24 protein-coding genes are annotated in these 26,907 nt (G+C 56.9%); 6 read left to right on the top strand and 18 right to left on the bottom strand.

The window, feature by feature from the left end:
- Window positions 1–146: 146 nt before the first annotated feature.
- The 3 genes from ABEH87_RS03640 to ABEH87_RS03630 are packed head-to-tail and all read left to right on the top strand — an operon-like array spanning window position 147 to window position 6,960.
- A complete protein-coding gene (locus ABEH87_RS03640) occupies window positions 147–1,589 on the top strand; it encodes an SrfA family protein (RefSeq protein ID WP_346573973.1) in 1,443 nt (480 codons plus the stop codon).
- Window positions 1,589–4,573: a virulence factor SrfB gene (locus ABEH87_RS03635; RefSeq protein ID WP_346573971.1), complete on the top strand. Its 2,985-nt coding sequence runs from the start codon at window positions 1,589–1,591 to the stop codon at window positions 4,571–4,573. Before ABEH87_RS03640 ends, ABEH87_RS03635 begins: the two co-directional genes overlap by 1 nt.
- Window positions 4,570–6,960 carry a virulence factor SrfC family protein gene (locus tag ABEH87_RS03630; protein ID WP_346573969.1) on the top strand — a complete coding sequence of 797 codons (2,391 nt, stop codon included), beginning with the start codon at window positions 4,570–4,572 and terminating at the stop codon, window positions 6,958–6,960. Before ABEH87_RS03635 ends, ABEH87_RS03630 begins: the two co-directional genes overlap by 4 nt.
- Here the strand turns inward: ABEH87_RS03630 and ABEH87_RS03625 are convergent.
- The 4 genes from ABEH87_RS03625 to ABEH87_RS03610 all read right to left on the bottom strand — a co-directional run bounded on the left by ABEH87_RS03625 (window position 6,957) and on the right by ABEH87_RS03610 (window position 10,051).
- On the bottom strand, window positions 6,957–7,241 hold the full coding sequence (locus ABEH87_RS03625; RefSeq protein ID WP_346573967.1) for a barstar family protein: 285 nt from the start codon (window positions 7,239–7,241) through the stop codon (window positions 6,957–6,959). The genes ABEH87_RS03630 and ABEH87_RS03625 overlap by 4 nt on opposite strands.
- A gap of 1 nt (window position 7,242) precedes the next feature.
- Window positions 7,243–7,713 (bottom strand): ribonuclease domain-containing protein, encoded by a 471-nt coding sequence (locus ABEH87_RS03620; protein ID WP_346573965.1) that lies wholly within the window; start codon window positions 7,711–7,713, stop codon window positions 7,243–7,245.
- 149 nt (window positions 7,714–7,862) lie between these two features.
- Window positions 7,863–8,780, bottom strand: a complete 918-nt coding sequence (locus ABEH87_RS03615) for a sugar ABC transporter substrate-binding protein (RefSeq protein WP_346573963.1) — start codon at window positions 8,778–8,780, stop codon at window positions 7,863–7,865.
- Between the two features lie 329 nt (window positions 8,781–9,109).
- Window positions 9,110–10,051 (bottom strand): omptin family outer membrane protease, encoded by a 942-nt coding sequence (locus ABEH87_RS03610; RefSeq protein ID WP_346573961.1) that lies wholly within the window; start codon window positions 10,049–10,051, stop codon window positions 9,110–9,112.
- Window positions 10,052–10,363: 312 nt separating this feature from the next.
- On the opposite strand from ABEH87_RS03610, the gene ABEH87_RS03605 reads away from it, so the two are divergent.
- Complete coding sequence (locus ABEH87_RS03605; RefSeq protein ID WP_346573959.1) at window positions 10,364–11,254, top strand: hypothetical protein; 891 nt, start codon at window positions 10,364–10,366, stop codon at window positions 11,252–11,254.
- A 178-nt stretch (window positions 11,255–11,432) separates the two neighbouring features.
- On the opposite strand, the gene ABEH87_RS03600 is transcribed toward ABEH87_RS03605, so the two are convergent.
- The 10 genes from ABEH87_RS03600 to ABEH87_RS03555 form a co-directional block, all read right to left on the bottom strand.
- Entirely contained in the window at window positions 11,433–12,389 is a 957-nt protein-coding gene (locus tag ABEH87_RS03600) for an AEC family transporter (RefSeq protein ID WP_346573957.1), read from the bottom strand.
- 47 nt (window positions 12,390–12,436) lie between these two features.
- A complete protein-coding gene (locus ABEH87_RS03595; protein ID WP_346573956.1) occupies window positions 12,437–13,456 on the bottom strand; it encodes an AI-2E family transporter in 1,020 nt (339 codons plus the stop codon).
- A gap of 76 nt (window positions 13,457–13,532) precedes the next feature.
- Complete coding sequence (locus tag ABEH87_RS03590) at window positions 13,533–14,165, bottom strand: methionine ABC transporter permease (RefSeq protein ID WP_346574570.1); 633 nt, start codon at window positions 14,163–14,165, stop codon at window positions 13,533–13,535.
- Window positions 14,166–14,188: 23 nt separating this feature from the next.
- On the bottom strand, window positions 14,189–14,980 hold the full coding sequence (locus ABEH87_RS03585; RefSeq protein ID WP_346573954.1) for a methionine ABC transporter ATP-binding protein: 792 nt from the start codon (window positions 14,978–14,980) through the stop codon (window positions 14,189–14,191).
- 1 nt (window position 14,981) lies between these two features.
- Window positions 14,982–15,788 (bottom strand): MetQ/NlpA family ABC transporter substrate-binding protein, encoded by an 807-nt coding sequence (locus ABEH87_RS03580; RefSeq protein WP_346573952.1) that lies wholly within the window; start codon window positions 15,786–15,788, stop codon window positions 14,982–14,984.
- A gap of 13 nt (window positions 15,789–15,801) precedes the next feature.
- Complete coding sequence (locus tag ABEH87_RS03575) at window positions 15,802–16,836, bottom strand: isopenicillin N synthase family oxygenase (protein WP_346573951.1); 1,035 nt, start codon at window positions 16,834–16,836, stop codon at window positions 15,802–15,804.
- A gap of 381 nt (window positions 16,837–17,217) precedes the next feature.
- Complete coding sequence (locus tag ABEH87_RS03570; protein ID WP_346574569.1) at window positions 17,218–17,562, bottom strand: helix-turn-helix domain-containing protein; 345 nt, start codon at window positions 17,560–17,562, stop codon at window positions 17,218–17,220.
- A 204-nt stretch (window positions 17,563–17,766) separates the two neighbouring features.
- A complete protein-coding gene (locus ABEH87_RS03565) occupies window positions 17,767–18,222 on the bottom strand; it encodes an Rrf2 family transcriptional regulator (protein WP_346573949.1) in 456 nt (151 codons plus the stop codon).
- Window positions 18,223–18,429: 207 nt separating this feature from the next.
- Window positions 18,430–19,305, bottom strand: coding sequence for an NAD(P)-dependent oxidoreductase (locus tag ABEH87_RS03560; RefSeq protein WP_346573948.1), 876 nt, complete (start codon window positions 19,303–19,305; stop codon window positions 18,430–18,432).
- A gap of 61 nt (window positions 19,306–19,366) precedes the next feature.
- Window positions 19,367–20,221 carry a helix-turn-helix transcriptional regulator gene (locus ABEH87_RS03555; RefSeq protein WP_346573946.1) on the bottom strand — a complete coding sequence of 285 codons (855 nt, stop codon included), beginning with the start codon at window positions 20,219–20,221 and terminating at the stop codon, window positions 19,367–19,369.
- Window positions 20,222–20,334: 113 nt separating this feature from the next.
- Between ABEH87_RS03555 and ABEH87_RS03550 the strand changes: the two genes are divergently transcribed.
- Entirely contained in the window at window positions 20,335–21,756 is a 1,422-nt protein-coding gene (locus ABEH87_RS03550) for an MFS transporter (protein ID WP_346573945.1), read from the top strand.
- Window positions 21,757–21,796: 40 nt separating this feature from the next.
- Here the strand turns inward: ABEH87_RS03550 and ABEH87_RS03545 are convergent, their stop codons facing one another.
- The 3 genes from ABEH87_RS03545 to glsB form a co-directional block, all read right to left on the bottom strand.
- Complete coding sequence (locus ABEH87_RS03545) at window positions 21,797–21,919, bottom strand: hypothetical protein (protein ID WP_346573943.1); 123 nt, start codon at window positions 21,917–21,919, stop codon at window positions 21,797–21,799.
- Complete coding sequence (locus ABEH87_RS03540; protein WP_346573942.1) at window positions 21,913–22,089, bottom strand: hypothetical protein; 177 nt, start codon at window positions 22,087–22,089, stop codon at window positions 21,913–21,915. Before ABEH87_RS03540 ends, ABEH87_RS03545 begins: the two co-directional genes overlap by 7 nt.
- Window positions 22,090–22,256: 167 nt before the next feature.
- Window positions 22,257–23,183, bottom strand: coding sequence for a glutaminase B (glsB, locus tag ABEH87_RS03535; RefSeq protein WP_346573940.1), 927 nt, complete (start codon window positions 23,181–23,183; stop codon window positions 22,257–22,259).
- Between the two features lie 266 nt (window positions 23,184–23,449).
- On the opposite strand from glsB, the gene ABEH87_RS03530 reads away from it, so the two are divergent.
- Window positions 23,450–24,634 (top strand): sugar transporter, encoded by a 1,185-nt coding sequence (locus ABEH87_RS03530; protein WP_346573938.1) that lies wholly within the window; start codon window positions 23,450–23,452, stop codon window positions 24,632–24,634.
- A gap of 110 nt (window positions 24,635–24,744) precedes the next feature.
- Here the strand turns inward: ABEH87_RS03530 and dcp are convergent, their stop codons facing one another.
- Window positions 24,745–26,889 (bottom strand): peptidyl-dipeptidase Dcp, encoded by a 2,145-nt coding sequence (gene dcp / locus ABEH87_RS03525; RefSeq protein WP_346573936.1) that lies wholly within the window; start codon window positions 26,887–26,889, stop codon window positions 24,745–24,747.
- Window positions 26,890–26,907: the final 18 nt, after the last annotated feature.

The raw sequence follows: 26,907 nt of genomic DNA, 5'->3' as shown, positions 1-26,907 counted from the left end.
GGTAGCTGTGACGGATTTGCCAGGCTATGGCCTGAGTACTGTGGCGTTTCATCGCTTATTTGCGCATTTGATTTAAGTCACCTGGTACTAAAGTATCCTGATTACTCACGCTTTTTCTTCCGAACTCTGACTATAAGGTCTTTTGCGTGGCAAAAATCTTCTTACGCAGCGGTAATCTTGACGCTGTTCTCGCTCTTGGCGAGAACGGGCAGCCGGTTTATCTGTCGGCATTGCAACTGCGCGAAACCCTGCGCCTGAGAAAACAGTCACAAATTGCTGACTGCCTGGCGATCCCTCAGCCAAACGATGCCGGCAATCGCCTGGACTGGTATTCCCCGGTTGACGGTAAAGTGACTTCCTGGGCTGCCGCCAGCAACAGCGCCCGCACCACCGCACTCAATCAGCTGCTGGCCTGCCAGACCGCCATTGCGGAGATAGGCGAACGTGCCCAGCAGTCCGAGAAACCCAGCCAGAAACTGTTCGGTGCCCTGCTGAATAAAGCTCTGCAGTTTCCCGACCAGAACTATGTTTACCTGGTCGGCGGCAAGCCGGTTATCACCTTCTGGGGCTTTGTCAGCCTGGATAAAAAATCGCGTCAGGATGCCTTCGACTGCCTGCGTATGGAAGAAGAGGTTCTTCCCCCGCCCGGCCTGTCGCGCCTCGCGCCTGCCGCGCTGGTGACGCCACCGTCAATTGCGGCATCCGTTTCCCCGGTAATAGCCCCGCTGATTACGCCCGATCCGGTTCCACCTGCCCCTCCTGAACCGCCTGCGGTGGTCGTCCCGCCAATGCCTGCCCTGGAGATTATCGACGAACCGGAAGAAGAGGTAATGACCGAATCTCAGCCTGCCGCTCCTGCGGCGGTGGCAAAGCCTCAGGCAAAAGCCTGGCTGCGCTACAGCTGGATTATTCCTGCCGTGGCGCTGCTGGTGACCTTTGGCGTGCAGATGAAAAAGGGCAGCGACAAACCCGCGGAAGCGGCCCCGGAAGCCCCGGTCGCCGCTCAGGCAGCGCCGGCCGATCAGTCACCGGCTCCTCAACCTGCGCTAGCCGCTGTTGCTGAAAAGCCGCCTGTGGCTGCGGTAAAAACCACTACGCTACCGCTGGCGGCGGCGGTGATTGCGCCGGTTGCGGCACCCGCAGCGGTCTCAGAACCCGCGCCAGTTACCGCCCCTGAATCTGCCACCGATGCTCGACCGGTAGCCAAAGATGACCTGGTATTACCGGGTGATGCGGTAAAAATTGGCTCAACCAAATTCCTCAACGGCAACTGGCGCGTGCTGGTGCAGAAAAACCTGCCGACCGGCACCCCGCCGATGCTGAAATACCAGATGAAAAACGGCAAAGGCACGGCGCGCATCACCCAGGGTGACGGCGTGAGCTGCAAGGTAGACGTGTTCGCCGGGCTGATGTCTTCCGGTAACCTGGTGATTAACAGCCGCACTAAGGCGCGTTGCAGCGACGGTTCGCGCTATCAGATGCCTGAGCTGGTGTGTAAACAGGGTCTGACCGGACCTGCCGAGTGCAGCGGCAGCTACAATGCCGACACCGTGCTGCCGATGACCATGAAGCGTGAGAGTAAATCATAATGCTGGCGACAATTGCTGATTTCAAACCGAACATGACGCTGGTACAGAACAGCGGCATCCAGTTCCTCGACTTTGCCCTGACCGCCGATCTGAATGCCGACTGGCCGGGTAAATTCGTCCGCCAGACGGCGAACGGCCCGCTGCTGCGCCTCAACTACAATGCCCAGACCGGAAAGTATCTGCTGCCTCAGGCGGCGGGTACGCCTCCTGAAGTGGTGAAGCCGGAGTCAAGCTTCCCGCTGGCACAGTCGCTGAAGCTGCTGAACGGCCAGTGGCTGCCGCTGCCCTTTTTCCGCTTTAATCCGCCGCGTACCTTTATTGGCGGCCCTGATAACTGGGCGCGCGTACGCGTGGTAGCGCTGGATAAAACGGATGCTAACGGCAACACCCACCGCGTGGTGCTGGCATTTGATACCAGAGTCTGGGCGGATGGCGCCGATGAGTCGCTGGCGCTGAACGAAAATGATGTGAAAAACGGCGTGAACTTTGCGCTGGCACACCGCAGCGATGAGCTGGGTGAGTTCCTCGACCACACCTGGGTTGACGGCTGGCTGCGTGAAAGCTTCAGCCAGGCGGCCGCCGCGCTGGAACAGCGCCCGCAGGTCAATATCAAAGCTTCGCTGCGCGAATTTGAATACCAGGCGCACTATCTGAATATTCTGCATCTGCTGGGGCAGCAGCTGTCGGTGCCGGAGCTGAAAATCAGCGCGGCGACACTGCAGGAACCGGCGATTGCCGTGGATCTCATCCTCGACGTGGGGAACTCACACACCTGCGGCATTATGGTTGAAGACCATGTGGACGACCACCAGGGGCTGAAGCACACTTACGAATTACAGATGCGCAACCTCAGTGAACCCCATCAGCTGTATAACGAGCTGTTTGAAAGCCGCGTGGAGTTCGCCCAGGCCAGCTTCGGCAAGCAGAATTTCTCGCTGGAAAGCGGACGCGATGATGCCTTTATCTGGCCGTCCATCACCCGTGTCGGGCGTGAAGCCGGGCAACTGGCCTTACAGCGCCTTGGTACGGAGGGGGCCACCGGCCTCTCCAGCCCGCGCCGCTACCTGTGGGATGAAGAGAGCTATACGCCGGGCTGGCGCTTCAGCCGCACGCCGGGCAACGTGCAGCAGGAGCCGCTGGCCACCGCACTGCCGCTGACCTATCTGATCAATGACGAAGGCCAGCCGCTGTACAGTATTCCGCTGGAAGAGCGTCTGCCGGTGTTCGCCCCGCACTACAGCCGTAGTTCAGTGATGAGCCTGATGCTCTCCGAACTGCTGGCGCAGGCGCTGCTACAGATGAACAGCCCGCTGCAGCGCCAGAAAATGCTGCACAGCAGCGCCCCACGCCAGCTGCGTAATATTATCCTGACCCTGCCCTCCGCGATGCCGAAGCCTGAGCGTGAGATCTTCCGCCGCCGTATGCAGGAAGCCATCGCGCTGGTGTGGAAAGCGATGGGCTGGCATCCGATGGACGACGACTTCACCAGCGTGCAGGACAAGGCGAAAAGCAGCGTGCCGGTGCCGGACGTGCAGATGGAGTGGGATGAAGCCACCTGCGGGCAGATGGTTTATCTGTATAACGAAACCCAGGTCAACTTCGGCGGCCGCGCCGAGGCCTTCTTTGCCAGCATGGCGCGCCCCGATCGCGCCCGCGCGGCGGACGAACCGGCAGGAAAAACCCTGCGTATCGCCTCGATTGATATTGGCGGCGGCACCACCGACCTGGCGATCACTCAGTACCGCCTCGACGACGGCGTGGGCAATAACGTGAAAATTATGCCGCGCCTGCTGTTCCGCGAAGGCTTCAAACTGGCGGGAGACGATATCCTGCTGGATGTCATCCAGCTTTACGTGCTGCCGGCGTTACAGGCCGCGTTCAAGCAGGCCGGCATGGTCAACCCGGAAGCGGTAATGACCCGTCTGTTTGGCCACGAAGGCCGTCTTGACGGGCACTCTACGCTGCGTCAGCAGGTGACGCTACAGCTGTTCATCCCGCTGGGACAGGCGATCCTCGAAGCCTATGAGACGTTCGATCCGCTCGACCTGACGGCAGAAATTGACGCCCGCTTCGGTGAGCTGCTGGCGCAGGCCCCGACGGAGAAACTGCTCGACTATATTAACCGTGAGATTCAGCGCGAGCTGCCGGGCGAAGCCAAGGGCTTTGATATCCTGGCGGTACCGCTGATTGTGCGTCTCAGCAAGCTGCACGCCGAGTTCCTGTCGCCGCGCATGAATATTACCCACAGCCTGCGTTCCATGTCGGAAGTGGTCGCGGTCTACGATTGTGACGTGCTGCTGCTGACCGGACGCCCCTCGCGCTTCCCCGGCGTGCAGGCGCTGTTCCGCCATCTGCAACCGCTGCCGGTGAGCCGTATTCTGTCGCTGGATGGCTATCACACCAACGACTGGTATCCGTTTAACAAGCAGGGGAAAATCGAGAATCCGAAATCGACGGCGGCCGTCGGCGCGATGCTCTGCCTGCTGTCGCTCGACCTGCGCCTGGCGAATTTCTGGTTTAAAGCCGGTGATTTCCAGCCCTATTCGACCATCCGCTATCTGGGTATGCTGGACGGCACCGGTGCGCTGACGGCGGATAACGTCTGGTACAGCGATATCGACCTTGATCAGCAGAGCTTTAATCTGGACGTGCGCAGCCGTTTCCAGGTGCGCGGCGCGATTACCCTCGGCTTCCGCCAGCTGGATAACGACCGCTGGCCAGCGTCCCCGCTGTATACGCTGACCATTGTTGACTCGCAGCTGGCGCGCAGCGTCGCCGGGGATAAAGTCTTACGTATCAAACTGGCGGTCAGCCGTCCGTTTGGCGAATTTGGCCCGGAACGTTTTGATATTGCCGATGCCACTCTTGATGACGGCAGCCAGGTGCCGCTGGAACACCTGCGCCTGCGCCTGAATACGCTGGCCAGCAGCGCCTCAGGTATGGCGCATTACTGGATTGACAGCGGGAGCGTCTATAAAAAATGAAATCTCTCAATAAAATCCTCAGCGCACAGGCGAATAAAAAGCGTGATGCCCTGACTCAGGGCATTGAGCAGGCGCTGGAGTGGCTGGATCTTAACCGCCAGCAGGCCCCGCGCCTGAATATGGAAGCCGACCGCTTAGCCATTAAGCTGCTGCGCCAGCACAACCACGCCAGCGTGCTGGCACGCCACACCTCACAAAACTGTGCCATCGGCCTGTTTGGGCTGGCGCAGGCGGGTAAGTCTTACCTGATTGGCGCACTGGCAGCGAGTGAAAAAGGCCGTCTGGAATGCGCACTGGGCAACAGCGTACTGGACTACAGTAGCCAGCTGAACCCTCAGCAGCACACCGCTAATCTGGTGATGCGCTTCAGCGGTCAGCAGCAGAGCAGTGACAGCAGCTGGCCGGTTCAGCTGGCCCTGCTCAACGAGTCCGAGCTGGTTGCCGTGCTGGCGCTGCAATACGCGCAGCGCGGTAGTGACGTTGTCACGCCTCTGGATGAATCCCAACTGGGTGAACGGGTACAGAATGTGGCCATGTACCGCCAGCCGGAACCGGTTGAAGGCGTTAATCGTCATCAGATGGTGGCGCTGTGGGACACGCTGAAGATCGGCCTGGCACGCAACAGCGCGCTGGAAAGTCATTTCTGGCCGCAGGCGGTGGAGTTGGCGCCGCTGCTGGGCGTGGACGATCGCGCCCGCCTGTTCTCGCTGCTGTGGGGTGAAGATCGCCAGCTGACCGCGCTGTATCGCCAGCTGGCCCACGTGCTGCATCACCTCTCGTGCGTCCCTCAGGTGCTGGCCCCGCTGAGCGTGCTGGATGAACCCTCTTACAGCCTGCTGAACAGCTCCGGCGTCAGCCAGTTTAACGCTACCGCCGACCTGACGTTACAGGTGATCCCGCGCCATAACGGCCGCAGCCTGGCCCCGGTCAACGTGGCGCTGGCAGAGCTGACGTTGCTGAGCCGAGAAGTGCTGCTGCCGCTGTACAGCGCGCCGCGCGAAGAACTGTTTACCGAGGTTGATCTGCTCGACTTCCCTGGTTTTATTGAGCTGACGGTGCTGCCGGACGATGAACAGCACGAGCTGGCGCTGGAGTTCCTGCAGGCGCGCCGCCCTTATTTGTTGCAGCGTGCCGCCGTGCAGCAGGACGTGACGCATCTGCTGGTGTGCAGCGCATCAGCCCACCGGAATGAAACCCGCCATATTGGCCGCCTGCTCGACTTCTGGGTGAAGCAGACGCAGGGCGAAACCACCGCCCTGCGCAGCGGACGCAAACCGGGTTTGATCTGGGCAATGACCCCCTTCGACCAGCGCATTACCCACGGCCATAATCATGATGCCGCCGTGCAGCGTTTTGTCGGCAACCCCGGCGATGCCTGGGGTGCGATGCTGGCAATGGATGAGAAAGGCGTGCAGCGTATGGCCGGTTATCTGGTCAACGAGGTGCGCCCCGACAGCAAGCTGACGCGCATCGCCACACAGCGGGCGGAGATCCAGCGCGAGCTGAGTGACAACCTGCTCGGCCGCTGGTATCAGGCGGCTGAAGGTGAGGATCCGGCGGAGCGCCTGCGCATTGCCGAAACCCTGCTGAAAGCTCTGCAAACCCGTACCGGGGTGCACGGTGAACTGCTGGAGCGTCTGGTGCCGGTGCGCGATACCCTGCGTCACCTGTTCCTGCAGCGTCAGCTGCGTACCGAACGCACCGCCGCCGATGAGTACAGCATCAGCGAGGACGATCCTTTTGGTATCGGAATGACCATTGACCTGTTAAGCGACGAGCCGCTGACCGCCGTACAGTCGAGCTATCACAGCGCCCCGGCGGTGGACCAGGAGGCGGAATTTGCGCAGAGCGTTTACCGCCACTGGGTGAACCAGCTGCGTCTGCTGCCGGATAACGGCCCGCTGCTGGAGCTGCTCGGCGTCAGTAAGCCTACGCTGGAGATGCTGACAGAAGAGCTGATCACCGCCAGCGTGCGCCAGGAGCTGGAGAACTCTCTGGTGCGGGTGCTGGCCGACAGCGATGCACAGGGCCTGCCGGCAGAACAGATTGCTGACCGCCAGGTGTCGCGTGCGCTGAGCGTACTGGGTGATTTCGTGGCCTGGCTGGGCTTCCAGCAGCTAGCGGAAGCCCAGCGTCCGGAAAGCCGTATCAACCGTGGGCAGAAAATCTTTGCCAAACCGGAAGCGCAGACCGTTAATCTTGGTCCGGGGCAGCGTCTGACGCGGCTGGCGCTGAAACCAAATAATCATGCGGCATTTTATATCTACGACTGGCTGGTCGGGCTCAATGAGATGATTGTGCAGAATGCGGGCTATGCCGCTTCGCGGGAAATCAGCCCGGAACAGCGCGAGAAGCTGGCGCAGATTTTAAAACTGATCCGTCGTTAATCCCCGGCGGGCATGGCGTTGACGCGAACGCTGAATGCCCCGCCGGTCTCCTCTTCCGCTTCCTGCATCACCCTAAGGATCCGCTCCAGCTCAGCCTGGTGCGGATGATGGTGCAGGTGGCGTAAGGTAATCCGCAGCGGTAGCGGAATGCCCGCTGTCAGCATGTCCCACAGCGCATCCAGATTGTCACCGAAGTAGCACAGGTCAAACCGGCGGGCGAACTGGCGGTAAAACTCACCGGCATCGCGGATATGCTGTAAATCAAACGTCACCATCTGCATCTCAGTTTACCTGGTCGAAGTGGCGATAATGGTCGCGGGTCACGTAGATCAGACCGTCGCTGGAATAGAGCATACGATCCGTCCCGCGCCGCCCGCACTGGTAGTTGACGTCTGCTTCAAACCAGCGTCGTCCGTTTTTCTCCGGCAGGCCCCCTTCGCGGTTGCTGAAGCGATCGCCGCCTATCGCACGTCCCGGCAGCACCTGACACAGATTGCCTTTTGACGGGTCCCAGCCCTGGCTGCGCGCTTCGCCTTTGCGGATGTAGTAACCCGGAAGCTGCTGGTGCTGACGCAGATAGTCCGCCACGCGCTGCTGCTGCGTCAGCTGGCTGATATCGTCACCGCTGCTCTGACGGGTGGAAACCGACGGTGAGTGACGGGCGGCAGGTTTATCCTGCGCCCCCTGCTCGCGCAGTCCGGCATAGCTGGCAACCACCGCCAGGATGGCGGCAATAATTAATTTTTTATTCATGGGCGCAGTTTAGCAAACAGAAGATGCGTGGCGTAGGGGAAAGATCAGGGATTAATTGGTGATAATAACCTGATAACCGGCGCAACGCAGGGGTGAACTTCCCGCGCTACAGCCTGTGCTGGCGCTGCAGGAGCGGGACTCAGCGAGGGCTATTTATCCTGATACTTATTCATGTTTTGCGGGGTCACCAGCTCGAACGGTATCCAGTGCCAGGAACTGACCTTCTCCCCTTTGATCATCCGCTGAGCAACATCAACCGAGGCTTTACCCTGCCCGACCGCATCCTGAAACACCGTGACCTGCATCCTGCCTGAAGCCATCGCGTTCAGTCCGTCCGGGGTAGCATCGATGCCGCCGACCAGCACTTTACTCTGTTTATTACCAGACTGTTGAAGCGCCATAATCGCGCCAATCGCCATCTCATCGTTATTGGCCGCGACAATATCAATCTTTTCACCGTTGCTGATCCAGCTCAGCATCAGGTCCATACCTTCGCTGCGGGAGTAGTTGGCGGTCTGCTTCTGTACCACTTTCATTTTTGGGTATTTCGCCACCACCATCTCGACGTCTTTGGTACGCTGTAGTGCCCCGGCATCGCTCAGGTTACCAATCATCACGCCAACGTTGCCCTGATAGTTGGCAAGGCGTGCCAGCTCTTCCATCTGTAAGGTTCCGGACTGTTTTTCATCCGAGCCGACAAACACCACGCCCGCAGGCAGCGTTTTATCACCCGGCGTACGGTTGACATACACCAGTGGGACTTTAGCCTGACTGACCAGTTTAGTCATAGCAGGCGTGCCTGCCGAATTCACCGGGTCAACGATAATGGCATCCACCCCGGCGCTGAGAAAAGCCTGCACCTGATCGGTCTGACGGCCCACGTCACCGCGCGCATCTTCGAACTGCACGGTAATGCCGCGTGCTTTGGCTTCTTTATCGATAGCCTGGCGAATGATGGTCAGGAAATTCTGGTCAAAATAGGCCATCGACACGCCGATAGTTTCTGCCAGCGAAGAGGTGGAACAGCTCAGCGCCGCAACCAGCAGCAGTTTTTTCATATGTTTCATTATTCTTCTCCAGAGGCGGCATGATGTCCGTGCGGGTAAAATGAAATACGCCACACTGTTATGAAGAGTAATGAAATAAATGATTTATCAGCAATCTATATTTAACGAAATCGCAACATTCATCACGCTTGTACGCGACAGAGAGGGAAAGAGAATTTTTTTTTGCGCTTTGACTGGCGCTTTCGCAACCTAGGACTATTCTTATCGCGGGATCGTTGCTGGTTCCATTAATGGTACAGATTTACCACCCGGCGTATGCCGGGTTTTTTATTTTTGATGGCCGGTGGCCACGCAGATGGAATAGCCAGCAGGCGCTCCCGGCCCTGGATTCAGAAAGCGTACTTCAGACCGACCGTCGTGATGAAGTTATAGTTTTCTAAGCCGGCTGACTTGTCTACGGTTAGCTCGCTGCCATCGCTGTCGTCAAGGTGAAGGAGCCCTCTTTTATTGGTGGTACGGTTCCAGGCTCCCTCTACATACACTTTTGTATCAGGAGTCAGATAGTAACCAACGTTTCCGGCCAGAGAGAAGAAATTCTGCCTCCTGAAACGGTCATTAAAGATTTTCTCTGCCAGGTAGTGCTGGTCGCTATCAGACGAACGCACCCAGCCACTGTATTTAAACGCCCCCTCAAGCTCAAACTGCTGATAGCGGTAATGCCCTGTCAGGCCAATGTATGGCACTTTAAAGCGTTGTTTATAGCCGATGACCGTGGTGTCAGAAGGGAAAGATCCGATGTCAGGTAATCCGGTTTCTATGTCGCTGTAGTGGTAGCTGCCGCCGGTCGATTTGAAGCTGTAGCGGCTCTCCTGGTAACCCGCCATCACGCCAATGCGATAGTCCGCCTTATTAAGCAGCCAGCCTGTCAGATGAATATCAAATTCATTGGCGAAATTTAAACGGCTGTTCGGGTGCTTGCTGCGGTCAGTCCAGCCCTGCTGGTCGTCGTCGAGCCAGTCAGTATCCTGCATTTTACCGCCGCGACTGGCCAGCGTTGTCCATCCTGAAGCCCCGATCGCTATCCAGGGCATGAGATCCCAGTCTAAAGCGCCCTTAATGATTGCCGCGTGGCTGTATTGCCAGTCGAGCTGACTGATCTTCTTTCCGCCGGTATCTGTGTCGTACACACGCTCTTTGCTTTTGCCGCTCAGCGTACCGAAGCCTATTTCACCGCTAATATTTTCAGGGGTAAAAATGCGTTTTTCGGGATCGGCGATGGCCGTAAAACAGACAGGGGCAGAGAGTGTCAGAACCAGTAATTTAGTCAACATAATGATAATATCCTTATTAACGGGGCAGGTAAGAGGTTTTTTATCTTCAAGCCACTGGTCAGTCAATCAGCAAATCTTGAGAGTTTAGACTGAGTTTAGATATCGTCAGATACAGCGAGGTGTCTTAGCGGGATTGATAACCAAACCAGGGAATAATCAATATTTAATCAAGGCCGTTGATTATTAACCGGTGTTTTTACAGTTTATATTGCATTATTGAGAAAGTTCTCACCCTGCCCTTAAACAAATCTTGATAATAGTCAGTTACCCTGTTTTTCATAATATGACTATTGGTGAGCACGCTAACAATCTATGAGGCGATTAAAAAGACTTTTTTTTGGCTGGGAAAATTCGAACGCCGAAACGTACAGGAACATCTTTGAGCAGTATGGCGGCAGCATCAACGTACATCCTGATGTGGTTGATTTTGTGGCGAAAAGAAGCGGTGAAAAAGTCAGTTACTTTCACTGCGAAAAGGAAGGCGTTATTGTCGGAGCTTACCCGGTTATTGGTGAGAAAAGTCTGGGGGCTGATATCTGGAGACGCTATCCTTTTTCATATGATGAGATTTTTTTTCCGCTTGAACCCTCCACCAGAGTGTGGTTTCCGGAAAAAAGTAACCGACTTTCACACCGGCTAAAAGATAATATCATCAATGCTAATTACACGCTGGCGAGAAAAAATAAAGTGTGCATAGTGAAAGAAACAGGTTCACCCAAGAGCGATAAAAACAGGAGGAATGAATTTAATCGGTTTCTTAAATCAGACGGAATCTGTGTCGATCAGTCCTCTATTTCCGCAGAGGAACTGGCTGCTCTTTATCTCTATTTATTTAATGCACGTTTCAAAGGTCAGGTGCGCTGTTATGAAAAAAATGACCTGCTTGATGTGATAAAAACGCTGCGACATCTTTTTTTTGGCAAGGTCCTTTTTATCGGGGATGCCCCTTGTGCTATCGATCTTGCTCTGTTTTCAGAAAGTTCAGAAAAAATATACTTTGATATTCCTAACGGTGGCGTGCAGCCCTGTTATTCAGACCTGAGTCCGGGAAGTTTAGTGATGTGGAAGAACATACAGGCCGCAAAAAAGATGTGTGAGGAAAAAAGGAAGAAAATGATTTTTTCCATCGGTGCGCTGGATGAGAACTGGACCTACAAACTACGCTGGGCAAACGCGTTGAGGACAGGGAAAACGCTGTTTTAACTGCCTGATCCGGGATTGGCGCTTCAGGAAACAGCGTAATGAAGGAAATGACCCAAGTAATGCTGACTGGCACTCATTGGTTTAACCGGATTGTCTACCAAGTGGGTCATGGAAGGTCGTGGCAGTGTAAAACTGCCGGGTTTTACAGAAGAGCTTTTAAACCCACATTTTCCCTCACTCACCCATATGCCCAATCCATCATCAGCATCATAACCGGTGTCGTCGCGGCTGAGAATATTGTTGTCAGCAACATACTGGTCGCCGCGGGCCCGGTCAGCGCGTTAAACTGCTGCGACATCAGATAGACGTTGATGCCAACGGCCATGGAGGCCAGCAGCACCACCACTTTACTCTCCAGTGGCGGCAGACCTATCAGCCACGCCAGCCCCCACACCACCAGCGGCTGTACGATCAGTTTAATGCCGCTCAGAGCGTAGCTGACAGCAAGTCCCTCTTTGATGCGGTATCCCGCCAGGCTCATACCCAGCGCTACCAGCGCCAGTGGAACCGCAATCTGTCCGAGCATGGTGACCGGCTGGTCGATAAATACCGGCAGCGGCAGCCCGCTCAGACTGAACAGGGTGCCGGAAAGAATGCCAATAATCAGCGGATTTTTCAGCACGTTAATCGCCGTATGACCAAACCCTTTCAGGTTGAGCGCGCCGTGTTTAAACCACTCGACCGAGACGGTCGCCAGCGTCCACAGGATCAGACCATTAAATACCAGCACCAGCGCCACCGACGGAATCGCCTCGTCGCCAAGCATCACTCTGGCGATCGGCAGGCCGAGCAATACGTTATTGGAGAAGATCCCGCCGAGGGCAAACACCGACCCGGACACGCCGTCGAGTTTAAACACCCGTGCAGCCACCACCCGGCCAAAAATAAACACCAGCAGGCAGCCGCCAAAAAATGCGATCAGCAGGCGGGCATCCACCGGGGGTCCCTTGCTGAAGTCACACATCAGGCGGAACAGCATCGCAGGAAGCGCCACGCGGAACACCAGTCGGTTAATGGCGCTGGTCACACTCTCCGGCCACTGTCGCCAGCGCACCAGCAGCCAGCCGAGGGCGATCAGCACAAACAGCGGCATCGAAATAAAGATTTGATGGAACAGCGTGGAAAACAGCGACATGGACAGTCTCCTTCAGTCCGGGCAGCCGCCCGGACGGGAGTGCAGGATTAAATCAGTCTGGCAGCGCGCAGTTCCGCTTTCAGATAGGCGTAATACACCGGGGCGGCTACCACCCCCGCAAGGCCAAAGGCTGACTCAAACACCAGCATCGCCAGCAGGATTTCCCAGGTTTTCGCGCTGATGCGGCTGCCAAAAATGCGGGCATTGATGAAGTACTCCAGCTTGTGGATCAGCACCAGGTAAATCAGCGCAATCAGGGCGGCCTCCAGTGAAATAGAGAGGCCGATCAGCACAATTACCGTATTCGAGATCAGATTGCCGATAATGGGCAGCAGCCCGGCGATGAAGGTCAGCACCACCACCGTTTTGGCAAACGGGAAGTGCAGACCAAACAGCGGCAGCACGGCGAACAGAAAACCGCAGGTCAGCACGGTATTGACCAGCGATACTTTTATCTGAGCAAACACCACGTTGTGAAACGCGGCGGCCAGCGTGGTCAGGCGGTCAAGTATCGCCTCTCTCAGCGGGGCTTCCGGACGACTGGCGCTGCTGTTACGCAGCGAGATAATCGCGCCGAGCAGCATCCCAATCAGCATAGTGGCAAAGGTATGCGCGGCACTGCGGCCAAAGGTCTGCACCACGACAAGGTGTTCACGCAGCCAGGTCACCACCTGATTTTGCAGTTCGTCGATATCGGAGGGCAGATAGCGGGTAATCACCGGCGACAGGGTGTGCTGGGCATCTTCCAGCAGCTTGCTGGCGGTGGCGTGGAAGGCGGCGGGGTTCTGAAAGTCATGCAGCAGGAAACCGATCAGCTTGGTGATGCCGGTTACCAGCGAGAGGATAATCACCACGCTGAGAAACATGATGCTGATCCAGCGGGCAATCTGCCCTTTCACCAGCCGTTCAACCAGCGGTGTCAGGGCCAGAATGGTTTCATAAACAATGAAGCCGGCGAGAAAACAGGGCAACAAACGTAGCGGGAAAATGGCGAACAGCGCAATAAAAATCAGCCCGAAGCTGGCAGCCTGACATAGCTGTTCCCGGTTGACGTTCCGTATTTCCATGACAAATCCTGTCTGAAAGGAAAAAAGTGAAGCGAATTCAGACAGTATACCCAAAATTATTCAAGTTATTGTCATATTAACGGCGATGCGCCAGACGGCGAACCAGACGGTCGCCGGCCATCTGCACCCCCTGCACCATCAGCACCAGCATCGCCACGGTGCCAATCATCACCGGTTGATTGAAACGCTGATAGCCGTAGCGGATCGCCAGGTCACCCAGCCCGCCGCCGCCGATCACGCCCGCCATTGATGAGAAGCCGATCAGCATCACCAGCGTCAGCGTCATCCCTGCCAGCAGCGCAGGAAGCGCTTCCGGCAGCAGGACTTTACTGATCACATGCCAGCCAGTGCCGCCCATCGAGACAATGGCTTCGATGCGACCTCTGGCTACCTCGTCCAGCGCATTTTCCACGATACGGGCAAAGAACGGGATAGCGCCAATCGTGATGGGCACCACTGCCGCACTGCTGCCCAGCGTGGTTCCGACAATCATACGCGTCAGTGGGATCAGGGCGATCAGCAGTACGACAAACGGCAGCGAACGGCCGGTGTTGATGACCGCCCCCAGCAGCGCATTGATACGCGGAAGCGGAAGAATGCCGTCGGACCGACCCACCTTCAGCAAGACGCCGAGCGGCAGGCCGATCAGCAGCGTAAACAGGCCGGCCAGCGCCACCATATATAAGGTTTCCAGCGTCGCCGCCGACATCAGCGCCCAGTATTCATTCAGATCTACGCTACCGCGCACAGCTCACCTCCGGTAATGCCGTTACGTTGCAGAAAGCGCTGTTCAGCCAGAGGATCGTGCAGCAGCGCCTGGCGCAGGACCGAACCGGGCTGACGCAGCAGGCTGTTCAGCGCCCCGCTCTCAATAATCCGCCCGTTTTCCAGCAGTGCCGCGTGGTCACAAATCGCTTTCACCACCTCCATCTGGTGGGTGATCATCACGATGGTCAGGCCAAACTGCTGGTTGATCTGCTGCAGCAACGCCAGCACCGATGCCGTGGTCTCCACGTCGAGCGCGCTGGTAGCTTCATCACACAGCAGCCAGGCCGGCTCTGCCGCCAGCGCGCGCGCAATGCCTACCCGCTGCTGCTGCCCGCCGGAAAGCTGCGAGGGAAAAGCGGCGGCTTTATCACTCAGCCCCACCAGTTCCAGCAGTTCTGCGACGCGCTCACGTCGCTGTGCGGCTCTGACACCGGCGATTTCCAGCGGAACCGCCACGTTGTCTGCCACGTTACGGGAGTGCAACAGGTTGAAATGCTGAAAGATCATACCGCTGCGCTGGCGCTGCTGGCGCAGGGCCGCCGGGCTCAGGCGCGTGATATCCTCACCGTCAACGATCACCCGACCGGCATCAGGGCGTTCAAGCAGATTGAGACAGCGGATCAGGGTACTTTTCCCCGCGCCGCTGCGGCCGAGAATGCCGAATATCGCCCCATCGGGGATAGTAAGCGAGACATTATCCAGCGCCGGGAATGATGCATCACGATAGCAGCGGGTGACATTCTCAATTTCAATCATATCAATGCCCTGCCACCGGAATAACTGAACCTTTGTAGTTCTGCTGAATGAACTCCGCCACCTGCTTTGACTCCAGATCCTTCGCCAGCTGTTTAATGCGCGGGTCGTTCGCCAGCTGCGGCGTGGTAACCAGAATATTGGCGTACGGGTTATTTTTTGCCGTTTCCAGCCCCAGCGCATCTTTCGCCGGGGTCAGCCCCGCTTCCAGCGCGTAGTTGCCGTTGATGACCGCCAGGTCAACATCATCCAGCGCGCGCGGGATCTGGGGCGATTCCACCTCAAGGATCTTCAGGTGCTTAGGATTGGTGGCGATATCTTTTGGCGTGGCCTGATCTCTGGCCGGATCGCTGAAGCCCGGTTTGAGCGTAATCAGCCCCTGGCTTTGCAGCAGATAGAGTGCGCGACTCAGGTTAGTGACATTATTAGGGACCGCAACGGTGCCTTTATCCGGCACGTCTTTCAGACTTTTCACTTTGCGTGAGTAGATCCCTAACGGTTCGATATGCACCGTCGCCGCCACGCTGAAGGTCTGCCCCAGCGCTTTTTCCTGATCGCGCAGATAAGGAACGTGCTGAAAGTAATTGGCATCGACATCGCCGTGCGCCAGCAGTTCGTTGGCGTTAATGCCGCTGGTCAGCTCAATAATTTTAATATCGAGCGACGGATCGATTTTCTTCACGTAGTTAAGAATTTCAGCGTGCGGCACGGCATCAGCCGCCACGCGCAGCGTATCGGCCGCCTGAGCGGAAAAAGCCAGAGTCAGCGATAAGGCGATCCCTGCCAGGGAAAATGAAGCCTGTGGTGTCATTGCAGTTCCTTAATTAAACGGTGAGCTGAGGTTGTGGTTGTTGTTGTAGTTCCTGATACCAGCGTGCAGCGACGTCCGGATGAGATCGCAACCGCCCCTTCAGATAGTTCCAGCCGACATCGCGCAGCAGCGGATTGAGCGGATCGCTGGCCGGGCCCTGCGCCAGACGCGCAATCTCTTCCGGCAAGGTAAACACCGGGACGACCGCGTCCAGCTGCGCGCCGAGGAAGAAGGCGATCGACAGGCGTTCCTGTCCGTTTGGCGGTGATACCACCCGGTGCACGGTGGCACGCAGGTAACCATTGCTCGCCAGCTCCAGCAGTTCACCAATATTGACCACAAAAGCGCCTTCCAGCGGCAGTGCATCCACCCAATGGTCCGGTTCCACCTCTACCTGCAAACCGCGCTGCTGGTCCTGCAGCAGGAAAGTGAGGAAGCCTGAATCTTTATGAGCTCCGACGCCCTGACTGCTGCCTGCTTCTGTCTGACCCGGATAGCGGATCAGTTTGATATGCTCGTTTGGTTTTTCACCGTACAGCGGGTCAAATGCATCCGGGGCCAGCTCCAGCGCCTGGGCAAACGCGCGCAGCAGACGCTGGGACATAGCGGTCATCTCGCGCTGCCAGTGCAGCAGCGTGGGTTTCAGCTCAGGCAGCGCTTCCGGCCAGAGGTTCGGCCCCTGCAGGCGTTTCCAGCCGGCATCGCCCCGCTGCAGCGGCAGCGCCGGGCGTTCGGCACCGATATCAAACTGTTCACGCCAGTCTGGCTGACTGCGCGTCACTTCCAGCCCTGCACGGTTATAGCCGCGAAAGTGTGGGGAGTGGATCATCGATACCCGCTGCTTGTCGTCATCCGGCAGTGCAAAAAACTGGCGTGACAGCTGCTGCACGCTGGCGGATAACCCGGTGTCAACGCCGTGGTTGATTAGATAGAAAAATCCGATGTCACGCGCCGAGCGGCTGAGCTTTTGCAGAAATGCCTGCTGCTGTGCCGCATCGCCGTCCAACTGGGAGAAATCGAGGATCGGTAGTGAAGTAATCTGGGTCATAGTGGCTCCGTAACGGTATTCAGGCAGCCCTGGCGTGTTGCCGACCCGTCCGCTGTCAGGTTACGGATGGTCATCTTCAGCACTCCTCTATACTGCCGTCGGGTAGGAGGACTATTCCGTGTTTTGTACCGGCGGTAAAATATCAATTGTGGCAAAGGTTTATACAATGGCGGATAACGCCAGTCTGCAAATGTTAATGCGCGATTGTTATTTTCTTTAGAGACGGAGAGCGGTCATAGTGACGTGACGAAGCGAACCCGCAGCGGGGTCTTGCTTTCAGAGTACGGGGTAAGATTTTGAGGTGCTGGAAGAGATTTCAGGACGGGGTTCTGGCGTGGACGGACTTATCGTGCCCGTCCACGTCACAGGGGAACGCGGTCATCATGCAGCGTGGGACGAAACCTGCACCTGACGGCGCCATGCGCCCGGTGACTGACCGAACTGGCGTTTGAAGCTGCGGTTAAACGACTGCTGAGAGTCAAAACCAAAACTGATCGCCACATCCAGAATCGGCTCACCGCCCCTTGCGAGACGTTCAGCGGATTTTTTCAGGCGGCGTTCGCGAATATACTCACCCAGCGCATAGCCGGTATGCTGTTTAAACATGCGCTGCAGGTGCCATTTGGAATAACCGGCACGGGCAGATACCGTGTCTAGATCCATTTTCCCTTCAATATGGCTATCGATCCACTGTACGAGATCGTTAATAAAATCATCATGGCTCATCATACTTCCCCTGATTGGTTTGGTCGGCGGTAAAAAGCAACTTTAACGGGTGCACTTAAATACGTTAAGACAGCTGACCCTATAATGCAAGTTTTATTGTTGCATTAAATGTAATGCGTTCCGCCTTCAGGGAGGAAGATTTTATAGCAAATAAGAGTGAGGCAGAGCCCCCGGACACGGCCTGTACGGGGGAAAGGAGATGACTCAGGAAGCGCAGCGCTGGTCCGGGTTAAGGCTGTTACGGCTCATAATTTCTCGCAGCGCGTCAGCGACGGTGCGTTTGGCCAGCACGTCAAGGGAAGCCTGTTCCGCTTCTTTGGCCAGCTGTTTGAAGTACCAGCAGGCATTCGCGCTGACGACGCACAGCGCCGGAACGTCCGGCCGCCCTGCCATCAGCGGTTTATCTTCAATCACCGATGTATAAATATCACACAGCGTGATCTGGTCAGCCGGGCGGCCGAGGCGGATTGTGCCGCAGCGGCCAAGCGTCGAGACGATAATACCGTCACGCGCCAGCGGCACCATCATTTTGCGCACGAAGCTGGGGTTAGCATCCAGCCCGTCGGCAAGAATCTTGCTGGTACAACGATGACCTTCATCACCCGCCCTGGCGATACACAACACCATCTGCATGGCGGTGGGAAAACGAATATCAAGCATGATGTGATCCTTGCTTTTTTCTATTCATCAGAGAACGAATCACTGTAATAAAAAGCATTAAAAATCAGTCAACTATAAAATACATGAGTTTGATAATATAACAAACCTTGAAACATTTTTGAAGGCACGGACTAAGCACTATGGGCTATTAGCCATATCATGATGATTTGCAGGGATTTATAAACGACGCCCTGCCCGCCTGCTGGGTTAATTTTTCATCTGATCCTGCAGGTAGCGATAGACGACGGAGAGGTCTTTATCACCATAACCGGCATCAACAGCGCCCTGCCAGTGCGTAGCGATGGTCTCCAGACCCGGCATCGGTAAGTCACCTGCGGCCTCCAGCGCCAGTCGTGCATCTTTCAGCGCCCAGGTCAGCTGCATCTGGGCCGGATACTCACCCTCCGCGATCATCGCCAGCTTGCCCTTCACGTAAGGCGCGGCCAGCGGACCCCCGTCAAGTACCTGCCAGAAATCCTCCGGGGTAAAACCAAACTGTTGTGCCAGCTGGGTACTTTCCGCCACGCCCTGCATCACAGACACCAGCCAGGCGTTAGCCACCAGTTTCATTTTCGAGCCAGCACCCGCCTCGCCGAGCCATTTAGCCCCTTTAGAAATGGCCGCAAATACCGGCTCAATGGCTGCCGCACGCTGACGATCGCCGCTGGCCAGCACCAGAATCTGGGCCTGCTCGGCAGGCGCTTTGGTTCCGGACACCGGGGCGTCCAGCAGGACGACATCCGGGCGCTGTGCGTGAACGCTGTCAATCAGCTGCTGCGTAGCTTCCACACCGATGGTGCCCATCTGGCAGAGTACCGCGCCGTTTTTCATCGCGGGTAAAATCAGCCCACAGGCCGCGAGCGTGGTCGTACCGTCCGAAAGCATTACCAGCACCACATCGGCGCCGGCAACGGCCTCCTGCGGGCTGTCGCACAGCTGCAGGCCGCCAGATTGCAGGTCTTCGCCACGTGTGCGCGTGCGGTTCCAGGCGCTGACGGTGAAGCCGTTTTTCAGCAGATTAGCGGCGAATGCATGGCCCATCGCGCCCAGTCCGAGCACGGCAACAGTTGGTAATTGATTCATAATTTTCCCTGTAATAACAGTGTCATTTAAATCGCGCGAGATATACCCCGCCCCTATTTTTTCAGTCAGTAATCTGTTTTAGTGCCGCCGCGCTCTGCTCGTCGTTGGGGATATACACCAGCAGACGGTCGCCATTGCGCGGGGCTGACCACCAGTTATTCTGGCGCAGCGTGATAATGCCCACCTCTGGATGGTAGAAGCGCTTAACGTGATTGTCGATGGCGCGGATTTCATAGCGCTGCCACATCGCACGAAACTCCTCTGAGCCGGACAGCAGCCGGTCCAGCAGTTCCTGCCAGCGCGGATCGTCAAGGTGCTCAGCCATCTGCGTCCGGAACAGTGCCACCATGTGCGGCATCAGCTGCTCCTGATCGACCACCGCCTGACGCCACTGCGGGTGGGTGAACGCCAGCAGAATACAGTTACGGTCTTCCGGGGCGATACTTTCCAGCTCGACATTCATCAGGCGACACCACGCCGGGTTGTAGCCGAGAATATCGAAGCGCGGGGTCTGAATAATTGCCGGTAGGGGGTTGAGACTGTCAAGAAGGATCTGTCCGTGCGCCGACACGTTGGCACAGGCTTTCGCCGCCGCCATTACCGGGGTCGGATGCCCCGCCAGCCTGAACAGATGCTGTGTTTCCGCTTCGTTACACTGTAACGCCTGCGCAATGGATGACAGTGTTTTTGGTGACGCTTTGATCTCACGGCCCTGCTCCAGCCAGGTGTACCAGGTCACACCAACATCTGCCAGCTGCGCTACCTCTTCGCGCCGCAGCCCCGGCGTGCGCCGTGAGCGATGGTGCGGCATCCCCAGACGTGAGGGGTCAATGCTTTCACGGCGGCTGCGTAAAAATGTGGCCAGCAGCTGACGGTTTTTTTCGCTGCTGCTCAGCGGCAACGGGATCTCGCTCATGGGGACTCCAGTCAGGCAGGTAGTGCGGGTACTATGATAATCAAGCACTGGTACCCGTTTCAGATTTCCCTGATGCTATGCCCGGACACTGATGAATACAAGGGTTAGACATTATGAAAAGCGGTTATGATTCCAGCGCTCTCGGCCGCAGCGGTCTGGCGGTGCTGCTGGCGGGTCAGCTGTTGCCGATGATTGATTTTTCTATCGTAAACGTCGCGCTGGACGCCATGTCCGCCACGCTGCATGCCAGCCCGATCCAGCTGGAGCTGATTGTGGCCGTCTATGGGATTGCCTTTGCCGTCAGCCTGGCAACGGGCAGCCGACTTGGCGATAACTTTGGCCGTCGCCGTATTTTCTGCATCGGGGTGCTGCTGTTTGGCATTGCCTCCCTGCTGTGTGGTATCACGCCGAATGTCTGGACGCTGCTGCTGGCGCGAGCCTTACAGGGAATGGGTGCGGCGTTGGTTGTGCCGCAGATCCTCGCGACCCTGCATGTCACGCTACACGGTCGCGAACATTCACGCGCACTCGGCCTGTACGGTGGCATTGGCGGCATGGCGTTTATCATCGGTCAGGTGCTCGGTGGTTTTCTGATTAACGCGAATCCCGGCGGCTTCGGCTGGCGCAGCGTGTTCCTGATCAATATTCCCATCTGCCTGCTGGTGCTGGCTCTGGCTCCACGCACCGTTCCCGAAACCCGGCAACAAAATCGCGTGCCGATTGACTGGGCGGGAACGCTGTATCTGGCCGGGGCGATTGGCTGCCTGCTGGTGGCGCTGGCGTTAGGCCCGCTGCTGCACTGGTCGTGGCCGTGCATTGCCCTGCTGGCCGCCTTCCCTCTGCTGCTGAAACGCCTGTGGCAGGTGGAGTTACGCATTGAGCAACAGGGCGGCGCCCCCCTGCTGCCACCCGCGCTGCTGCGACTCTACAGCGTGCGCTTTGGTCTGTCGATCGCCGTGCTGTTCTTCTCCTGCTGGAGCGGTTTTATGTTTGTGGTGGCGCTGACGCTGCAGTCCGGCCTGGGTATGAGCGCCTTTCAGTCCGGTAATGCCTTTATCGCACTGGGGGTGGCCTATTTTCTCGGATCGCTGGTGTCGACGGGGGTCGTGGAGCGCGTGGGTAAAGTGCCCACCCTCTTGACTGGCTGCCTGATACAGATGGCCGGGCTGCTGGCGCTGATGCTGACCTTTAGCAACGACTGGCAGCATATCGGCGTGTTGTCGCTGATCCCGCCCACGGTACTGATCGGCTTCGGGCAGTCGTTTATTGTCAGCTGCTTCTTCCGCATCGGTCTGGCGGAAGTCCCGAAGGATCATGCCGGCTCAGGCAGTGCGATGCTGTCTACGGTGCAGCAGGCGGCGTTTGGTCTGGGGCCAATGGTTCTGGGAACGGTGTTCAGCCAGGTGCTGCAAACCCATGGCAGCTATCGTTACGCCGTGCTGGCGGCACTGGCGGCAGAGTGGCTGATTATGCTGGTGCTGGTGGTGCGGGCGCTGATTTCACGACGCCGGATGGCGCTTCAGACGAATTCATAGTGATGTTTACGCAGGGCGATGCGGGCATCGCCCTGCGTAATTACAGCGACTCAAGAATATCTTCATGGTGATGGACAACAGCCAGCGGCTGATTCATTACACAGAGCAAGGTCACAACCAGCATCACCAGCGTAGCGATAAACAACAGGCGAACGTTCAGCATGCGACGAACTGAGCCTCAATCTGCTGGGTTGGGTTAAAACGCAGACGGTTACCGCTGGTTGTCCAGACTTCAATTTGTTGCGGGGAGGTGCGGATCATGGCGAGTTTGACCAGCACGCCAAACTGGCGCAGTTGGTGGTTAAGCGTTAACTGTTTTGCCTGAATTGTCATGGTTATCCTCTCAGGGATGGGACGAGCTGCATGAAATGTAAATTTATTTTTCTTCGCGAAATATTAGCAAAGTGTGCGGTGAAAGAGAATGATCTGAATCAAGAATGATTTCGGAGAGTGATTAAAATATTGATTAAGGGCCAGTTAACCGGCCCGACAGGGAAAATTTAAAAAATGGAGCGGCCAATACGCTCGGCCAGCACTTCAAGCGCGGCGGTACCCGCCAGCGAGTTGCCCTGGTTATCCAGTTCAGGCGACCAGACGGCAATGCTCATCTCCCCCGGCACCACGGCGATAATGCCACCGCCGACCCCTGATTTTCCCGGCATCCCGACGCGCCAGGCAAATTCGCCCGCACCGTCATACATTCCGCTGGTGACCATCAGTGCGTTGATCTGCCGGGCCTGCTTCGGGGTCAGCAACACTTCGTCCTGACCCAGCCCTTTGCCGTGGTTGGCCAGATAGAGGAAACAGCGTGCCAGCTCGACGCAGCTCAATGTCATGGAACAGTAGTGAAAATAGGTTTGCAGCACCTTAGGGACATCATTATCGAAGTTGCCAAAGGATTTCATCAGCCAGGCAATCGCTGCATTGCGCGCGGAGTGATCGTATTCCGAACGGGCAACATAACGATCATAGGCGATATCGGCTTCGCCGGTCAGGCTGCGAACCACTTCCAGCATGCGCTGACGCGGTGCCGTCAGACGGGTTTCCAGCATATCGCAAACCACCAGCGCCCCGGCGTTAATAAAGGGGTTACGCGGTTTACCCTGCTCCAGCTCCAGCTGTAACAGGGAGTTGAACGGCTGTCCTGACGGTTCTTTCCCCACCCGCTGCCAGATTTCGCTGTCCTGATAGCGCATCAGGGCCAGCGTCAGCGAAAGAACCTTTGATATTGACTGGATTGAAAAACGCTCCTGAGCGTCCCCCGCCTGGTAGACGGTGCCATCGAGCATACAAACGGCAATACCCAGGCGGTTAGCGGGTACATCAGCCAGCGCGGGAATATAATCAGCCACCTTTCCCTGACCAATTAACGGTCTGACCTGCTGTATAATCTCTGCCAGTAAATCATTATTCAGAACGCTTGCCATGCCCTTCCCCTGGTTTCGTCGTTACGGGCTGATTTATCGCGCGATTCTGCCGCCTGGCGCGCCGCACGTCAAACAGTGTGAGGCAAATAAAAGATCGCATCGCGATCACATTGTTAGAATGTTTTGCTTTACAATTTTTTTGATTTTTCTGTTTCATCTGACGGCTAAATAAAAGACAATATCCCCGCTCGGAGGCTGTGCGAACAAACTCTGATTTTGCGGCCCGACTCTGCGGGCGATCACCCCTCAACCTGTCGCTGACTTTAATGCAATCAACTACTGTTTCCCGTAAAACCGCCTGGCTACGCGTGGTCATGCTCGCTATTGCTGCGTTTATTTTTAACACCACCGAGTTTGTTCCGGTTGGCCTGCTTTCGGATATTGGCAGCAGCTTCTCTATGCAGACGGCTCAGGTCGGGCTGATGCTGACGATTTATGCCTGGGTGGTGGCCCTGATGTCACTGCCGATGATGCTGCTGACGCGCAATATCGAGCGTCGCCTGCTTTTGATTGTGATTTTTGTGCTGTTTATCGCCAGCCATGCGCTCTCTTCCGTGGCCTGGGATTTCACCACGCTGGTAGCGTCACGCATTGGTATTGCTTTTTCCCATGCAATTTTTTGGTCGATTACTGCGTCACTGGCCATTCGCGTCGCCCCGCCGGGTAAAAAGACCCAGGCACTCAGCATGCTGGCGACGGGTACGGCGCTGGCGATGGTGCTCGGCCTGCCGATTGGCCGTATGATCGGACAACTGCTCGGCTGGCGTATCACCTTTGCGGCGATCGGTGCGGTGGCGCTGATCACCATGCTGCTGCTGATGAAACTGCTGCCTAAGTTACCGAGCGAGCATACCGGGTCGCTCAAGAGTGTGCCGATGCTGTTCCGCCGCCCGGCGCTGGTTTCGCTGTATCTTCTGATTGCCGTGACGGTGACCGCGCACTACACCGCCTACAGCTATATTGAACCGTTTATTCAGAGCGTGGCGTCGCTGAGCGGCGGCTTTACCACGTTCCTGCTGCTGATTTTCGGGGCCGCCGGGATTGTCGGCAGTATTCTGTTCAGTATCTACGGTAATAAATATCCGGCCGCCTTTTTGCTCGGTGCCATTGCGCTGATTACGCTGTCGATGCTGTCGCTGTATGTCTCTGCCACGCACCCGCTGGCTATTTCCACCCTGTGCATTATCTGGGGTATGGCAATGATGACGATCGGGCTGGCGGTACAGGTACGCGTGCTGGCGCTGGCGCCGGACGCCACCGATGTGGCGATGTCGCTGCTGTCGGGGATTTATAATATCGGCATTGGCGCAGGTGCCCTGCTGGGCAATCAGGTGAGTTTGCACCTCAATATGGCCAGCGTGGGTTATGTCGGCGGTGGAATTGGCATCCTGTCGCTGCTGTGGTGTGCGTTAAGTATGAAGCGTTATCCGCAGCTGCGGTTGAATGGTTAATCGCGCTGAACGGGGCGACCTTTTAGTCGGCCGCCCCGGATATCAGACCAGTATCAGATTCACTTCATTATCCCGCGGCTTCAACACTATGACCACCGCACAGGCCGGGGTTATTTCAGACCACGCTGCTGCAGCATCGGCTCAATTTCCGGGTCACGACCGCGCCAGTCATGGTAGAGCTGTTTCAGGTCTTCACTGTTGCCGCGCGACAGCACTTTATCGCGGAAGCGCTGGCCGTTTTCACGCGTCAGTCCACCGTGCTCTTCAAACCAGGCAAAACCGTCATCGGCCAGCATTTTAGTCCAGAGATAGGCGTAATATCCTGCCGAATAACCGTTGCTCCAGATATGTTTGAAGTAGCTGGAACGGTAGCGCGGCGGCACCGCCGCCAGACGGATATGCTCTTTTTCCAGCGCGCGCTGCTCAAAGGCATCGGCCTGCTGCAGCGGAAGGCCGGAACTGAGGCTGTACCAGTGCTGGTCCAGCAGCGCAGCAGCCAGCAGCTCGACCATGTCATAGCCCATGTTAAAGGTGCTGGCACGCAGCATTTTCTCGCGCAATGCCGCTGGCATCGGCTCTCCGCTCTGGTAATGGCGGGCAAAATGACTGAATACCTTCTCGTTGCTGGCCCAGTGTTCGTTGAACTGCGACGGGAACTCGACAAAATCGCGCGGTGTTTCCGTACCCGACAGGCTCACGTAGCGCTGATCGGCGAACATGCCGTGCAGCCCATGACCAAACTCGTGGAACATAGTGATCACATCATCCCATGACAGCAGCGCAGGCTCCCCGGCCACAGGCTTGCTGAAGTTAGTGACGTTGTAGATGACGGGTCTGGTCCCAAGCAACGCAGACTGATCAATAAAATTGCCCATCCATGCCCCGCCGCCTTTATTATCGCGCTTGAACCAGTCGGCATAGAACAGTGCCAGCGGTGTGCCGTCCTTATCCAGAACTTCATACACTTTAACATCCGGATGATAGACCGGCAGGTCCGGGCGTGGTTTAAAGGTGATGCCATACAGCTGCGTGGCCGCATAAAACACCCCGTTTTCCAGCACGTTATTCAGTTCAAGATAGGGCTTGATCTGGGCTTCATCGAGGTCGTATTTTTCCCGGCGGACCTGTTCTGCGTAGAACAGCCAGTCCCACGGCGCGAGGGTGAAACCGCCGTTTTGCTTATCGATCACCGCCTGAATATCCGCCGCTTCGCGCTGCGCTCTGGCGGTCGCGGCCGGAACAATCTCTCGCATAAAGTCCAGCGCGGCCTGCGGGGTCTTCGCCATCTGATCCTGCAATTTCCAGGCGGCATAGCTGTCGAAGCCCAGCAGTTTTGCCTGGTGCGCGCGCACCTGCGCCAGACGGGCGATCAGCTCGCGGGTATCGTTAGCATCGCCCTTTTCTGCACGTGTCAGGCTGGCGTTAAACACCTTCTCGCGCGCGGCGCGATCGGTCATGGTTTGCAGAACAGGCTGCTGGGTGGTGTTTTGCAGCACCAGCAGCCACTGATTTTTCAGGCCACGACCTTCGGCGGCTTCACCTGCAGCGGCGATCTCACTGGCGCTCAGGCCTGCCAGCGCCGTTTTATCGTTGAATAACGCGCCACCGGCCTTGGTCGCGTTCAGCAGACGGTTAGCAAAGCGGGTGCTGAGGGTAGCTGACTCCTGGTTCAGGGCTTTCAACTGCGTTTTTTCTGACTCGCTGAGCCGTGCCCCACTCAGCATAAACGCCTGCCAGATGACCTCCACCAGACGCAGCGACTCTGGGGCCAGATCCATCTGCTGCCGCTTCTGATATACCGCGTCCAGCCGGGCAAACAGTCTGTCGTTCATTTTTATATCATCTTCCAGCGCGGCCAGTTTCGGCGACATCTCCTCATCCAGCGCCTGCAGTTCATCGCTGGTGTTCGAGGAGGTCATTGCGCTAAAAATATGATTAACCCGGCTCAGACTCTGACCACTTTCTTCCAGCGCCTGGAAGGTATTTTCAAAGGTCGGCGCCGCCGTGTTATTGGCAATGCGGGCAATCTCCTCACGCTTCTGCGCTATCGCGGCTATCAGCGCCGGACGATAGTCGGCGCTGGAAATACGATCGAAGGGAGGCGCCTGGAATGGCAGTGGACTGGTCTGAATGAGGGGGTTTTCTTTCTGCGACGGCATAGTACGGCTCTCTTTTGGCGACTCTTCCGCCAGCGCATTTTGTGCGCTGGCGGTCAGAGCCATGCTAACAGCCCAGACTAATGGTGCAATCTTCATACCTGTACTCCCTGTCCT

Origin of the sequence: Erwinia sp. Eh17-17, assembly GCF_039675725.1 — a bacterium.
Taxonomy (GTDB): Bacteria; Pseudomonadota; Gammaproteobacteria; order Enterobacterales; family Enterobacteriaceae; genus Erwinia.
The sequence above is the reverse complement of the archived record's forward strand: the minus strand, read 5'-3'. Positions and strand labels throughout refer to the sequence as shown.

What these genes read in the sequence shown, in the direction of transcription:
- ABEH87_RS03600 (WP_346573957.1), bottom strand. Translation starts at nt 12,389, where the DNA reads ATGTCGCTGTTTTCCACGCTGTTCCATCAAATCTTTATTTCGATGCCG.
- ABEH87_RS03550 (WP_346573945.1), top strand. Translation starts at nt 20,335, where the DNA reads ATGAAAAGCGGTTATGATTCCAGCGCTCTCGGCCGCAGCGGTCTGGCG.
- ABEH87_RS03565 (WP_346573949.1), bottom strand. Translation starts at nt 18,222, where the DNA reads ATGCTTGATATTCGTTTTCCCACCGCCATGCAGATGGTGTTGTGTATC.
- ABEH87_RS03570 (WP_346574569.1), bottom strand. Translation starts at nt 17,562, where the DNA reads ATGAGCCATGATGATTTTATTAACGATCTCGTACAGTGGATCGATAGC.
- ABEH87_RS03575 (WP_346573951.1), bottom strand. Translation starts at nt 16,836, where the DNA reads ATGACCCAGATTACTTCACTACCGATCCTCGATTTCTCCCAGTTGGAC.
- ABEH87_RS03615 (WP_346573963.1), bottom strand. Translation starts at nt 8,780, where the DNA reads ATGAAACATATGAAAAAACTGCTGCTGGTTGCGGCGCTGAGCTGTTCC.
- ABEH87_RS03635 (WP_346573971.1), top strand. Translation starts at nt 1,589, where the DNA reads ATGCTGGCGACAATTGCTGATTTCAAACCGAACATGACGCTGGTACAG.
- ABEH87_RS03610 (WP_346573961.1), bottom strand. Translation starts at nt 10,051, where the DNA reads ATGTTGACTAAATTACTGGTTCTGACACTCTCTGCCCCTGTCTGTTTT.
- dcp (WP_346573936.1), bottom strand. Translation starts at nt 26,889, where the DNA reads ATGAAGATTGCACCATTAGTCTGGGCTGTTAGCATGGCTCTGACCGCC.
- ABEH87_RS03595 (WP_346573956.1), bottom strand. Translation starts at nt 13,456, where the DNA reads ATGGAAATACGGAACGTCAACCGGGAACAGCTATGTCAGGCTGCCAGC.
- ABEH87_RS03555 (WP_346573946.1), bottom strand. Translation starts at nt 20,221, where the DNA reads ATGAGCGAGATCCCGTTGCCGCTGAGCAGCAGCGAAAAAAACCGTCAG.
- ABEH87_RS03530 (WP_346573938.1), top strand. Translation starts at nt 23,450, where the DNA reads ATGCAATCAACTACTGTTTCCCGTAAAACCGCCTGGCTACGCGTGGTC.
- ABEH87_RS03620 (WP_346573965.1), bottom strand. Translation starts at nt 7,713, where the DNA reads ATGAATAAAAAATTAATTATTGCCGCCATCCTGGCGGTGGTTGCCAGC.
- glsB (WP_346573940.1), bottom strand. Translation starts at nt 23,183, where the DNA reads ATGGCAAGCGTTCTGAATAATGATTTACTGGCAGAGATTATACAGCAG.
- ABEH87_RS03625 (WP_346573967.1), bottom strand. Translation starts at nt 7,241, where the DNA reads ATGCAGATGGTGACGTTTGATTTACAGCATATCCGCGATGCCGGTGAG.
- ABEH87_RS03605 (WP_346573959.1), top strand. Translation starts at nt 10,364, where the DNA reads ATGAGGCGATTAAAAAGACTTTTTTTTGGCTGGGAAAATTCGAACGCC.
- ABEH87_RS03585 (WP_346573954.1), bottom strand. Translation starts at nt 14,980, where the DNA reads ATGATTGAAATTGAGAATGTCACCCGCTGCTATCGTGATGCATCATTC.
- ABEH87_RS03545 (WP_346573943.1), bottom strand. Translation starts at nt 21,919, where the DNA reads ATGCTGAACGTTCGCCTGTTGTTTATCGCTACGCTGGTGATGCTGGTT.
- ABEH87_RS03560 (WP_346573948.1), bottom strand. Translation starts at nt 19,305, where the DNA reads ATGAATCAATTACCAACTGTTGCCGTGCTCGGACTGGGCGCGATGGGC.
- ABEH87_RS03580 (WP_346573952.1), bottom strand. Translation starts at nt 15,788, where the DNA reads ATGACACCACAGGCTTCATTTTCCCTGGCAGGGATCGCCTTATCGCTG.
- ABEH87_RS03540 (WP_346573942.1), bottom strand. Translation starts at nt 22,089, where the DNA reads ATGACAATTCAGGCAAAACAGTTAACGCTTAACCACCAACTGCGCCAG.
- ABEH87_RS03630 (WP_346573969.1), top strand. Translation starts at nt 4,570, where the DNA reads ATGAAATCTCTCAATAAAATCCTCAGCGCACAGGCGAATAAAAAGCGT.
- ABEH87_RS03590 (WP_346574570.1), bottom strand. Translation starts at nt 14,165, where the DNA reads ATGTCGGCGGCGACGCTGGAAACCTTATATATGGTGGCGCTGGCCGGC.